We start from the raw sequence: 12,605 nt of genomic DNA, 5'->3' as shown, positions 1-12,605 counted from the left end.
TTTTCGTAATAAATATTATAAAACAAAACTAGGATTATGATGTTAGGTCGTTTAACAACTAAAAAGGATTACTACTTTAATTGTTATAAATTTACAATTAATCAAAAATAAGTATTTTGTTGTATTAATTAATTTTAAGAAAAACAATTACCCTCTATTTGATAACATAATTTTAACTTTATTTTTAACACAAGATATTTGCTAGTTTATTGTATTTATGATAAGGTTAGAATAATATGAGGAAAATTGGTGAAGAAATGGCAGTTAATCTTTTTGAAATTGATTATTTACAATTATGTTTTTCTTATTTAGGTTCAAATTATATTAAACAATCAGAAATGACAGATATTATTTTATATCAAAATGAAATCCAAGTTGATAAATTACGGGTTAATTATCATCAAATACAATTAGAAAAAGAATGAGATTCATTTAAACTTAAAATTGTTAATCCGACTGTCGCAACAGAAGTTTTTAATCTTTGTTTAAATTTAAATTTTGCTTTAACAAACAAAATTAAGGTTCTTTGTAAATTAAAACCTCAGGGAAAAATGATTATACTTTGTATCGCAAGTATTAGTCAAATTATGTCATCTTCACCAGTTTCTTTTGAAATTAATATTTTAAATCAAATGTATTAAAAAAATATCTATATTGAAAATTTTTGTTTAAAAAATGATTTTTAATAATAATCATTTATATATTATTTGTTATTTAAAACAAATAATATTTTTTAATTATATTTTTCTTTATTAATAAAATAGTCGGTGCTATTTAGAACGGAGGAATTATAAAATGAGTAAATTATTAACAACAACTCCGCAAGAAGATGGGTTTTATTTGTCAGCAGAAGCAAGTAATCATTTACAAACTTGAATGATATGACCATATATGAAAGATAATTGACAGAAAAATGCTTTTCCCGCGCAAAAAATTTTTGCATTAGTTGCTAAAATTATTAGTAATTATGAACCAGTCCAAATGATTGTTAATGAACAGAATTATTTACGAGTTAAAAAAATGCTAAGAAATAGCAATATTAATTTAGTAAAAACAAATTATTATGATAGTTGGGCATGTGATATAGGAGCACTTTATTTAATAAATGAAAAGGGAGAACGCCGTGCAGTTAGTTTTGAATTTAATGACTTAGGAATTCAAAATAGTTTAATGTTAAAAGCAAAACATTTTAACTGAGACTATAATGTGGATAATAACGTGGCTATTACAATGGCAAATACTAGTGGTGTTGATTATTATGCTTGTTCGTTGGTGCTAGAAAGTGGGAGTATTCATGTTGATGGCGAAGGAACATTATATATAACCGAAGAATGTTTATTAAACCCAAATCGAAATCCGACTTTAACAAAACTTGAAATTGAACAATATTTGAAGCAATATTTAAATGTTAAAAAAATTATTTGAATTACAAGGGGACTATATAATGATGAGGCATGTGGTCATATTAACAATTTACTTCAAATTGTTGAACCCGGACATGTTTTATTAGCATGAACAGATAATAAAGATGATCCACAATATGAGCGAAGTATCGAAGCTTTATCATTGTTAGAATCAACAACTGATGCCAAAGAGCGAAAACTAAAAATTACTAAAATTTATCAACCACTTCCATTATTTTTAACCCAACGTGAAGCAACTGACCGTGAATGTAGTTTGCGTTTTAAACATCGAATGCCAGGTTTTCGTCTTCCTGCTAGTTATCTTAATTTTCATTTTGTTAACAAAGCGATGATTTGTCCAATTTTTGGTGATCCAGTTTATGATCAAAAAGCAATTTTGGTATTACGAAAATGTTTTTCAAAACGGAAAGTAATTCCTGTTTATGCACGTGAAATAATTTTAGGTGGTGGGGGCATTAATTCAATGACACAATCAAAATTTTAATCTTAAAATTCTAATATTTTTTTGTTTTTATCTTTACAAATATAATAATTTTGGTATTATATAATATTAAGGTGATAATAAATGCAAATGAAAAATCAGGACAATTATGTAAAAAATAACATAATACCTTTGTTACAAGAAGCCAATGTTTTTATTTCTTATTTGTTCTTAACTTTATTCTCTCCTCATCATTTTAAAACTTACTTAATTAATTGGAAATTATCTTATTAATTAAGTAAGTTTTTTTTTATCTTTATTTAAAAATCAGGAAAGTGAGGTTATATTTTAATGAAAAATAAAAGTTTATTTAATTTAGATAGTTGAACTGAAGATGATGTTCAAGGAATATTAACAACAGCATTACAATTTAAAAATAATGAGAAAAAAGTAAACTATCAACAAACAAAGATTGTGGCAAATCTTTTTTCGAACCATCAACAAGAACCCATTATTCGTTTGATGTGGCAGCACATAAACTAGATTGTAAAACGTTAAATTTTAATGAATCATTTAGTGCAACAAAAAAAGGAGAAACATTATATGATACAGTTAAAACATTTGAAGCATTAGGAGTTGATGAACTCGTTATTCGTCATCCGGAAAATAATTATTATCACTAGTTTGCTGATAAAATTAAAATCCCAATCTTAAATGTTGGTGATGGGTCAGGAAATCATCCAACCCAAAGTTTATTAGATTTGTTGACAATTAAAGAACATTTTGGTGAATTTAAAGGATTAAATATTATCATTGTGGGCGATATTAAATATTCACGAGTTGCAAAAACTAATATTCAAATTATGCAAAAATTAGGAATGAATGTGTATACAACAGGAATTAATGAATTACAATTACCTGGTGTAAAAACTGTTGATTTTAAAACAACTTTGCCAAAAATGGATGTTGTAATGTTACTACGCTACCAGTTTGAACGATTTCATGCTGATGAAAAATATCATTTAGATTACTTACGAAATTATAAGTTAACATCTGAATTAGTTACAACAATGAAGCCAACCGCAATTATTATGCATCCAGCTCCTTTTAACCGTGGTATTGAAATTGATGATGATGTTGTTGAATGTCAACAAGCAAAAATATTTGCGCAAATGACAAATGGGGTTTTTATACGAATGGCATTATTAAATAATATTTTAGCGGATAATTAAGATGATTTATACATTTACTAACGCTTATGTTTATTTACCAATTGGTTTTAAACAAACTAATATTACGATTGAAGGAAATAAAATTATTCACATTGGTTCAAGTATTTTAGGAACAGAAATTAAGTTGTCACCAAATTGTATTATTGTTCCTAGTTTTATTGATTTACATGCTCATTTTCGTGAACAAGGTCAAACAGCAAAAGAAGATTTAATAACAGATGCAATTAGCGGTTTGTATGGAGGTTATCAGACGGTATGTGTGATGGTCAACACAAAGCCAGCAATTGATAATATTGATGTTTTAAGACCATTGTTAGTTAAAGCAGCAAAATTACCAATTAATGTTCAATTTTTTGGGGCAATTACAAAATAATTAGCTGGTCAAGAATTGGTTGATTTTGCAGCAATTAGTGATGATGTTATTGGTTTTAGTGATGATGGGGTTTATTTAGCAAATCAAACTTTATTAATTAAGGCTTTGAAATATGGGCAAGCAAATCAAAAACTTATTTCGTTGCATGTTGATAATCGGCAAAATATGAATAAACAAACAGTTGTTTTACAGCACCAAATTGCGCAAAAGTTTGGTTTAATTGGTGTTGATGATAACTATGAATCGGAACCATTGCATAAGGATTTAAAAATTGTTAATAAACAACAATTACTTTATCATTTATGTCATGTTTCCACGGCTAAAAGTATTGCTCTAATTCGCGAAGAAAAAAAAATAATCCCTTTTTAACTTGTAAAGTAACGCCGCACCATTTAACATTATCAGTTGATGATATTACAACAAATGATAGGAATTATCTAATGAATCCACCCTTAAATAACATTAACGATCAATTAAGTTTAATTGAAGCTTTAAATGATGGCATAATTGATGTTATTGCAACTGATCATGCTCCACATCAGACAAGTGAGAAAGGTGAGTTTGCAAATAGTGCAATGGGAATTATAGGGTTACAATTAACATTTCCATTATTATATACAAAGTTAGTGATTTCACAGCAAGTGGCATTGTCAACTATTATTAATGCTTTAACAGTTAAACCACAGCAATTAATTAAACATCATAATGTCCAATTAGAGGTTAATAATTATGCCAATTTTACAGTGATTGATTTATCACTAAACAAAGTTGTAACCCCAGAGCTATTACAATCAAAATCAATAAATACACCATTTTTGGGAGAAAATTTAACAGGATGACCGATTATTAATATTTATCAAGGTCAAATTTATCATTTAAAGGAGGAATAACTATGACAAAACAAATTATTGAATCAACTATTTTATTGGCAAATCAACAATTGGGTTCTGATTTATGACTAGCAACATTTAAACCTTCACAGCTTAGTAAAATTGCTTGCCCAGGTCAGTTTGTTCTAGTTGAAGCACAACAACAGTTTTTCTTAAAACGACAATTTAGTTTTTTTGACATTAATCCGGTTACTGAAACAATTAGCATTTATTATCAGTGTAAGGGATTAGGAACATGGTATATGGCTAATCAATGAAAAATTGGTCAAGTTTTTCAAATCCAAGGTCCACATGGCCAAGGTTTTCAAGTTACGCCGACAATAGATGACATTTTAATTGTTGCAGGTGGAATTGGAATTGCTCCAATGAAAGCATTAATTGATGAATTAATTAAAAAACAAAAAAAATATCATGTTATTTTTAGGGGACGAACGAAGGATGTTTTAAATGTCGTAACTTTATTTCAAAATAATAATAATTTTTTGTTAAATACTGATGATGGTTCAATTGGTCACCAACAAAATATTGTTATAGCCTTAGAACAATATTTAACAAAATCAAAACCCAAAGTAATTATTGCTTGTGGGCCAGATATTGTTTTGACAAAAATTAATGCGTTAGCTAAAACGCAACAAATTGCAACACAAATTTCATATGAAAGTCATATGGCTTGTGGTGTTGGGGCATGTATGGGATGTACAAAAACAATTGATGGGGTTAATAAAAAAATTTGTACAGATGTACCAATCATTATTGTTGAATATTAAAAGCAGGGAGGGTAAAAATTATTATGTTAAAAACAAAATTTTTAGGATATACCTTAAATTATCCTTTAACAACAGCAAGTGGGACATTTGGTTATGGTGAATGCTACCAAGACTTTTTTGCTGTTAATGAGTTGGGAATGCTAACAACAAAAGGAATTACTTTAGAGCCACGGTTAGGCAATAGTGCACCGCGGTTAGCTGAAGTTACAGCGGGATTAATTAATTCTATTGGTTTAGAAAACCCAGGGTTAGATTATTTTACAGCGAAGATTGTACCCACCTTTGCTGCGTTTCAGATTCCAATTATTGTGAACTTAAATGGAAAAACAATTGAAGAATACGAAATATTAGACACTGCTATTAATGAAATTGATGCAATTTCTTTTGTTGAATTAAATATTTCTTGCCCAAATGTTAAAGAAGGCGGTATTTTATTTGGAACTGATCCGGTGGTAACACGACAAGTAGTTAAAAGAGTTCGCCGTGTTTTAACAAAAAAGAAATTAATTGTGAAATTATTACCATCAGTTATTGATATTAAGCAATTTGCGATTATTTGTCAAGAAGAAAGAGTAGATGCAATTAGTCTAATTAATACTATTCCTGCAATGCAGATTAATCTTAAAACGAAAAAACCGGCCTTAGGTAACATTATAGGAGGGTTAAGTGGACCTTGTATTAAACCAATCGCAATTCGGATGGTTTATGAAGTTGCTAAGGTAGTTAAAATCCCAATTATTGGCATGGGGGGAGTTAGTTCTGCCAATGATGTTCTTGAATTTTTAATGGCTGGAGCAAGTATTGTTGCAATTGGTACTAGTTTATTTACTAATCCAAACCTTGTTTTAGAGATTAAAAGAGATTTGTTAGCATATTGTGAAGAACAAAATTTACAACATTTAAGCCATATTGTGGGAATCGCGCACCAGAAGGAGAAATAATTATGCCAAAAATATTTATTGAGTGTGATTTTAATACAGAAGAACAATTATGAACTTTTTTAAACAAGTTTCCGCCACAATCATTATTTTTAAAAGTTGGGATGGAATTAATTTATGCTATTAGTTTTGAAATTATTAATAAATTAAAACAGCACGGTCATATTGTTTTTTTTGATTTAAAATTAAATGATATTCCAATTACAGTTGAAAAAACTTTACAAGCATTAAAACAATATCAAGTTGACTTTGTTACAATTCATTTAACAAGTGGTGAAAAAACATTAGAATTAGTGCATCAGGTTGTGCAAGATACTTCAATTAAATTATTATTAGGTATAACAGTATTAACTAGTCTTGATAATGATGATCTTCAAACTTTATTTTTATCTTCAACATTAACAACGGAGCGATTAGTACAAAATTTATCAAAATTAGCAGTAGGTAATCACTTTTATGGTGTGATTTGTTCCCCTTGAGAAGCAAAGATGATTAAAACACAGTTTTCATCATTACAAACAATTACCCATGGAATTCAATTGGTAACTAAACAAACTGATCAAAAACAAGTGGCAACACCAGTTCTTGCAAAAGAATTAGGAGCTGATTATTTAGTAATTGGTCGTGCAATTACAAGCGCTGCTGATCCGGTAGCCGTTTATCAACAAAATGTAACAACATTGGCAGATTAGAAAGGACGAATGAAGATGAAAAACATTATTACGGAATTAATTAGAATTAAAGCAATTAGTATTAATACTACCGAATTATTTACTTGAGCATCGGGAATTAAAGCACCAATTTATATTGATAATCGATTAACGATGGGTTATCCTAATTTGCGGTGAACAATTGCTGAAAGGTTTGCTGAACTTATTAATACTAATTTCGGACAAGATAAAATTGATAATATTTTTGGAACAGCAACAGCAGGAATTCCCCATGCTGCTATATTAGGCCATTTATTACAATTACCATTTGGGTATGTTCGTAGTAGTAAAAAAGGTCACGGAAAACAAAATCAAATTGAAGGAGTCTATGAAAGGGGACAAAAGGTTGTGGTCATTGAAGATTTAATTTCTACCGGTGGATCAGTTATTGAAGTTGTGAAAACTTTACAAGCGGCAGGTTTGGAAGTTGTTGCGGTATTAGCAATTTTTAGTTATCAATTAAAAAAAGCTATTATTGCTTTTGAAAGTTTACAAGTTCCTTTATATACATTAACTAATTTTGAAAATTTAGTAACAACTAATGGTTTGTTGTCAAAAGCAGAACAACAAATTTTAAAAGAGTTTCAGCAACAATTAGAGTAGAAGAATACAATGATTTTGATTAGTAAGTTAATTTAAAATATCTTATTAATATTATTGACTAAATTAAAAAACATCATATAATTAATAATGAAAAATGTTAAAGTAGCTAATGCTCACCTATGCCCTTTAGTGTGGTTAATAGGTTTTACAAGATAAAATTAAAGTTTTTAATGATTATATTTTAATCATTTAAGAAGATAATTCTTGTTAATGAAAGCGCTACTTTTGAGCGTTTTTTTAATTAATTAAAATGGAGGTATTGGATGAATCAACCCACTAAAAACAATAAAAATATCGAGCAAGTAAATTATGATATTAGAGCACGTGAAGTTTTAATTATTTTAGATGATGGTAATAAAGTTGGCCCTTTAGGGCGAAATGAAGCAGTTCGTTTTGCTGAAGAAAAAGGTTTAGATTTATTGTTAGTATCAGTTGCTTCAAATCCACCGATAGCAAAATTGGTTGATTATGGAAAATATAAATACGAACAAAAGAAAAAAGAAAAAGAAAATAAGAAAAATCAACATGTAACTGAAAATAAAGAGATGCGTTTACGAACAGGAATTGGTGAACATGATTTGGAATTTAAGGCAAAAAAAGTGCGTGAATTTCTAACTGATGGAAACCGTGTTAAAATTTCTTTAAAGTTTCGTGGTCGAGAAGTTGCAAGACCTGAATATGGCAAAGAAACATTAGATAAATTTTTTAGTTATATTGAAGATTTAGCAAAGATTGAAAAAGAACCCCAGTTAAATGGCTTGTTTTTAGATATGTATGTTGTACCAAAAAAATAATTAATTAAATTAACTTTTAAAAGAAAAGACAAGGAGGAAAATTTATGCCAAAAATGAAAACGAAAAAATCTTTAGCAAAAAGAGTTAAAATAACAGGAACAGGAAAATGAAAGATTTCGCATGCATATACTTCACATTTAGCCCAAAATAAAACAACAAAACAAAAACGTCATTTACGTAAAGCTGGTTTAATGGATCAAACTGATCAGAGTCGATTAAAACAACTATTACAAGGATAAAGAAAGAGAAGGGAGTATTAACAAATGGCAAGAGTTAAAGGCGGACCAACAACAAGAAAACGTCGTAAAAAAATTATTAAAGAAGCAAAAGGATATTTTGGAACAAAATCAACGCATTACAAAAAAGCAAAAGAACAAGTAATGAAATCATGAGCGTATGCTTTTCGTGATCGTAAGCAACGTAAAAGAGATTTTCGTTCATTATGAATCCAAAGAATTAATGCTGCAGTACGTGAACATGATATGTCGTATTCACAATTTATGAATGGTTTAAATAAAACTAACATTGAAGTAAATCGTAAGATGTTATCAGAATTAGCAATTCATAATCCAAGTGAATTTAAAGTGTTAGTAGAAAAATCAAAACAAGCGTTAAAAAATTAACAAAACTACTTTTCTGAAAAGTAGTTTTTTATTTTAATATTAAGTCCGTTTTCTTATCTTGGATTTTTTATGATGAGTTGCTAATTGTTTTAATTAAGAATAAAATATTAACAAACATAAGGGAAAGAATGAAAAATGTCAGAAAAATTATCGTTAAAAGAGCAAGTTGAGATTTTACCAACTAAACCAGGATGCTATTTATTTTACAATAATTATCATCAAGTATTATATGTTGGAAAGGCAAAAAACTTACGAAGTCGTGTTAGTTCTTATTTTAACAAAGTGTATAATTATAAAACAACCAGCTTAGTTCAAGAAATAGTTAGTTTAGAAACAATTATTACGAAAACTGAAAAAGAAGCACTAATTTTAGAACATAATTTAATTAAGCAGTACAAACCAAAATACAATATTTTGTTAAATGATGATAAACATTATCCTTATATTGTAATTACAAAAGAAAAAGACCCTCAATATTTGTATGTTCGTAATGTTCATCAAAAATATGCTAGCTATTATGGACCATTCCCAGAAGGGAGTCATGCGCGGGAAATTATTAAAGTCTTAGAACGATTATATCCTTTACGTCGTTGTAAAGGAAATCTTGGAAAACCTTGCCTTTATTATCATATTAATCAATGTTCAGGTGCTTGTTTTAAATCAGTTCCTTCAGAGTATTATACAAAAATGATTAAAAAAATTCATAATTTTTTTAAAGGTAATTTTACTGAAACAAAAAAACTACTAGAGAAACGAATGTTTCAAGCCGCAGATAACTTACAATTTGAAGAAGCACATAAATTAAAAGTTTTAATTCGAAACTTAGATTGAACTTTATCATCACAAACAGTTGAAATGTTAAATCAAAATGATGATTTAGATGTGATTAGTTTATATCAAACTACTGAGCATTTAGTGTTAACAACTTTATTTTATCGTGCTGGAAAATTAAGCTATAAAGATTATGAATATTATCATCTTGATTTTGCTGAAGATTACCAAGAATTATACCGCTTATACTTGCAAAATATTTATCAAAAAAATATTTTACCCACAAAAATAATTGTTAACGAAGCAATTGCATTACCAGAATTAAAATTGTTATTTGATAATCGTGTTTTTCATCCTAAAACATCAATTGAAAAAACAATTATGAAATTAGCGACTGAAAATAGTTATGAATCTTATGTCCAATACCAGACAACTGCCCAACGAGAATTAAATAATGCTGAAATTTTAAAAGAGTTACAAATGCTATTAGGTTTATCAGAATTACCATATTTAATTGAAATGATTGATATTGCTAATATTAATAATGAGTTTGTGACTGGTGGGGTTATTGTTTATAAAAATGGTCGTCCATCACGAAATGATTATCGTAAGTATAATTTAGAAATTCCATATCAAGATGATATGCACCGTATTGCGGCGGTTGTTGCTCGTCGTTATCAAAAGATTATTCAAGAAGAACAAGCCCTTCCTAATTTAATTATTATGGATGGTGGGATTCAACAAGTTAATGCTTGTTTAAAAGAACTAGCAAAATTAGATTTATCAATTCCCGTGATTGGTTTAGTTAAAAATGATCATCATAAAACTGACCATTTACTTAATTTAAAAAAAGAGAAAGTATATTTGGATAAAAGTAGCCGTTTATTTTTATTTTTAACAAGAATGCAAGATGATGTTCATAATTTTGCAATTACTAGTTTTCGCCGCCGGCAAACAAAAGCTTTGACAACAAGTATTCTAGAAACAATCCCAGGGTTTGGAAAACAACGAATTAAATTATTAAATCACCATTTTGAAAGTATTGGTGCAATTCAAAAAGCAAGTGATGCTGAATTATATCAATTATTGCATAATAAAAAACTTATTGAAAATTTAAGAAAATTTTTGGAACATTTTGGTAAATAACTTTTTTTCGGTATAATAATTAAGTACAGAATTAAACAATGAAAGGAGTAGAGAATTATCCATCGAGTCCAACGAAAAGATTTATTATTAGCATATTTGTGTCAAAAACTTTTTCACGAAATGAATCATGTTCTTGAATATGTTCGAAAATATAATATTTCAGCAACAACTGCGCGCCGTGATTTAAAAGAACTTGAAAATGAAGGAATTATTACAATGTATTATGGTGGTATTAATTTTTTAGGAGTTCATAATAAAACATGTAATATTAATGTTCGAACAAGTAGTATTAATTTTGATAAAAAAATGATTATCGGAAAAAAGTTAATAAATTTGTTAGAAAAAAATGATGTTATTTTTGTCGGAGCAGGATCAACTTGTGAAATTTTTGTTACTTTAATTGATAAACCAATAAAAATTGTCACTAATTCATTTCGAATTTTACAATTGGCAAAAGATAATCCTAATGTTCAATATAATGTCTTATTTGGAGGCAAATTACGAGAAAAATCACAAGCTTTTTATGGTTCGTTTTGTGAGGAAAGTTTATCATTAATTCAATTTTCAAAAGTTATTTTTTCAGCAAATACAATTGATAAAACTGGCGCTGTTTTCAAAAGTAATGAAGAAGAAGCGCGGGTTGAATTAGCAGCCTTAGCACGGGTTCAAGTTAAAATTTTATTAGCTGATAGTATAAAATTTGATAAAGTTGGGTTTTTTAAATTTTATGACGTTAAAGATGTTTCATATTTAGTAACGGACAAACCAGAAGTTATGAAACAATATGATTTTAATGTTAAAGTAATATAAAACTTTGTTGTTAAACAAAGTTTTATATTTGCAAGGAAAAGTTAACTTAGGATGGTAATTTTTTGCTTGAAAGGAGGTTAAAATGGATTTAAATAATGTCCACATGTATGTAACAAAATTGAAAAGTTTGAATTTGAAGAATTATTTACTGTGCTAGCAAAAATTGAGGAAGTAGTAAAAGACCGTACCGATGAGGTAGATTAGGAAAATATTTTCATTAAACTCTCAAATTTTTTTCATTCCATTGTTATCTAAATTTTATTAAAATCTAATTGAAATCTGAAGGGATTAAACCATGGAATGAATAGGTGGGTAATATGCAATTAAAAACTAATATTCTTGAGAAGTTAGAGGAAATTATTAATCGTAATGATGATATTGTTAATGGTATTATTGCACAAGCTATTTTAAATTTTGCTAAAGTATCAAATGAAAATTTTATCATTAATGATGTTGCAGAAACATCACATACAAGTGTTTCATCGGTGACAAAGTTTTGTAAAAGTTTAGGTTTTACAGGATGAAAAGAATTTTATATTTTTTTTCGCTATGAATTAGATAATTTAAAAAAACTTAATCAGTTTTATCGTCTTAATCCATCAAAAAATACTGTTAATGATTTAGTATCAAACCATAGTGCAATGATGACAAAATTATTAAATGAAAATTTATCATCAATTTTAAAATTAAAAACAATGCTAAAAACAACAAAAAAAATTTATTTGATTGGTGAACATACACATTTAGATTTATTAATTAATTTTTATCATCAATTGTTAGGAATTGGTTTTGATGTAAGTGTAACAACACATGAATTTATTGCTAAAAAATTTTTAGAACAATTAAGAGATGATGATCTTGTAATTTGAATTATTATTGATACAGATCAAACTTATTTATTTAATGTTTTAAAACATACTGATAAAACTTTACCGTTAGATAATATTAAATTTATTTTAAAAGAAAATTCACCGATTATAGAAACTAATTTAACAACAAAAACACCGATTATTATTAATGATCGGCGCAAAATGTATACTCACCAAATTATTTATAATCATTTATTTATTATTTTTAATGCAATTTTAACAATGATTAATTAA

Annotated in this window: 17 protein-coding genes and 1 pseudogene; all 18 read left to right on the top strand. The window is 27.7% G+C overall.

From position 1 onward, the window contains the following. The first annotated feature begins 236 nt into the window (after positions 1-236). The 18 genes and pseudogenes from ABNT63_RS08240 (at position 237) to ABNT63_RS08155 (ending at position 12,605) form a co-directional block, all read left to right on the top strand. Positions 237-641 carry a hypothetical protein gene (locus ABNT63_RS08240; protein WP_348735293.1) on the top strand — a complete coding sequence of 135 codons (405 nt, stop codon included), beginning with the start codon at positions 237-239 and terminating at the stop codon, positions 639-641. A 154-nt stretch (positions 642-795) separates the two neighbouring features. Next, positions 796-1,908: an agmatine deiminase gene (gene aguA, locus ABNT63_RS08235; RefSeq protein WP_348735292.1), complete on the top strand. Its 1,113-nt coding sequence runs from the start codon at positions 796-798 to the stop codon at positions 1,906-1,908. Positions 1,909-2,196: 288 nt separating this feature from the next. Then, positions 2,197-2,388: a hypothetical protein gene (locus tag ABNT63_RS08230; RefSeq protein WP_348735291.1), complete on the top strand. Its 192-nt coding sequence runs from the start codon at positions 2,197-2,199 to the stop codon at positions 2,386-2,388. After that, a pseudogene (locus ABNT63_RS08225) lies at positions 2,355-2,564 on the top strand (aspartate carbamoyltransferase); the annotation flags it as partial. The gene ABNT63_RS08230 and the pseudogene ABNT63_RS08225, both read left to right, overlap by 34 nt. 42 nt (positions 2,565-2,606) lie before the next feature. Continuing rightward, positions 2,607-3,077 carry a hypothetical protein gene (locus tag ABNT63_RS08220; protein WP_348737172.1) on the top strand — a complete coding sequence of 157 codons (471 nt, stop codon included), beginning with the start codon at positions 2,607-2,609 and terminating at the stop codon, positions 3,075-3,077. Position 3,078: 1 nt separating this feature from the next. Beyond that, a complete protein-coding gene (locus ABNT63_RS08215; RefSeq protein ID WP_348735290.1) occupies positions 3,079-3,450 on the top strand; it encodes a hypothetical protein in 372 nt (123 codons plus the stop codon). A gap of 15 nt (positions 3,451-3,465) precedes the next feature. After that, positions 3,466-3,819: a hypothetical protein gene (locus ABNT63_RS08210; protein WP_348735289.1), complete on the top strand. Its 354-nt coding sequence runs from the start codon at positions 3,466-3,468 to the stop codon at positions 3,817-3,819. 71 nt (positions 3,820-3,890) lie between these two features. After that, entirely contained in the window at positions 3,891-4,340 is a 450-nt protein-coding gene (locus ABNT63_RS08205; protein WP_348735288.1) for an amidohydrolase family protein, read from the top strand. Between the two features lie 2 nt (positions 4,341-4,342). Next, the gene (locus ABNT63_RS08200) at positions 4,343-5,107 is read left to right on the top strand and encodes a dihydroorotate dehydrogenase (protein ID WP_348735287.1); all 765 of its coding nucleotides are present in this window, start codon (positions 4,343-4,345) and stop codon (positions 5,105-5,107) included. A 23-nt stretch (positions 5,108-5,130) separates the two neighbouring features. Next, positions 5,131-6,048, top strand: coding sequence for a dihydroorotate dehydrogenase (locus ABNT63_RS08195; protein ID WP_348735286.1), 918 nt, complete (start codon positions 5,131-5,133; stop codon positions 6,046-6,048). A gap of 2 nt (positions 6,049-6,050) precedes the next feature. After that, complete coding sequence (gene pyrF / locus ABNT63_RS08190) at positions 6,051-6,737, top strand: orotidine-5'-phosphate decarboxylase (protein WP_348735285.1); 687 nt, start codon at positions 6,051-6,053, stop codon at positions 6,735-6,737. A 15-nt stretch (positions 6,738-6,752) separates the two neighbouring features. Further along, positions 6,753-7,358 carry an orotate phosphoribosyltransferase gene (pyrE, locus tag ABNT63_RS08185; RefSeq protein ID WP_431607828.1) on the top strand — a complete coding sequence of 202 codons (606 nt, stop codon included), beginning with the start codon at positions 6,753-6,755 and terminating at the stop codon, positions 7,356-7,358. Between the two features lie 263 nt (positions 7,359-7,621). After that, positions 7,622-8,152, top strand: a complete 531-nt coding sequence (infC, locus tag ABNT63_RS08180) for a translation initiation factor IF-3 (protein ID WP_348735283.1) — start codon at positions 7,622-7,624, stop codon at positions 8,150-8,152. Positions 8,153-8,196: 44 nt separating this feature from the next. After that, positions 8,197-8,391: a 50S ribosomal protein L35 gene (gene rpmI, locus ABNT63_RS08175; protein ID WP_348735282.1), complete on the top strand. Its 195-nt coding sequence runs from the start codon at positions 8,197-8,199 to the stop codon at positions 8,389-8,391. A gap of 24 nt (positions 8,392-8,415) precedes the next feature. After that, positions 8,416-8,775 carry a 50S ribosomal protein L20 gene (gene rplT / locus ABNT63_RS08170; protein ID WP_114565167.1) on the top strand — a complete coding sequence of 120 codons (360 nt, stop codon included), beginning with the start codon at positions 8,416-8,418 and terminating at the stop codon, positions 8,773-8,775. 135 nt (positions 8,776-8,910) lie between these two features. Then, positions 8,911-10,692 (top strand): excinuclease ABC subunit UvrC, encoded by a 1,782-nt coding sequence (gene uvrC, locus ABNT63_RS08165; RefSeq protein ID WP_348735281.1) that lies wholly within the window; start codon positions 8,911-8,913, stop codon positions 10,690-10,692. Positions 10,693-10,812: 120 nt separating this feature from the next. Next, complete coding sequence (locus ABNT63_RS08160) at positions 10,813-11,502, top strand: DeoR/GlpR family DNA-binding transcription regulator (RefSeq protein WP_348735280.1); 690 nt, start codon at positions 10,813-10,815, stop codon at positions 11,500-11,502. A gap of 317 nt (positions 11,503-11,819) precedes the next feature. Continuing rightward, on the top strand, positions 11,820-12,605 hold the full coding sequence (locus ABNT63_RS08155; RefSeq protein WP_348735279.1) for a MurR/RpiR family transcriptional regulator: 786 nt from the start codon (positions 11,820-11,822) through the stop codon (positions 12,603-12,605).

Source organism: Spiroplasma endosymbiont of Ammophila pubescens, assembly GCF_964020965.1.
GTDB lineage: Bacteria > Bacillota_I > Bacilli_A > Mycoplasmatales > Mycoplasmataceae > Spiroplasma.
The sequence above is the reverse complement of the archived record's forward strand: the minus strand, read 5'-3'. Positions and strand labels throughout refer to the sequence as shown.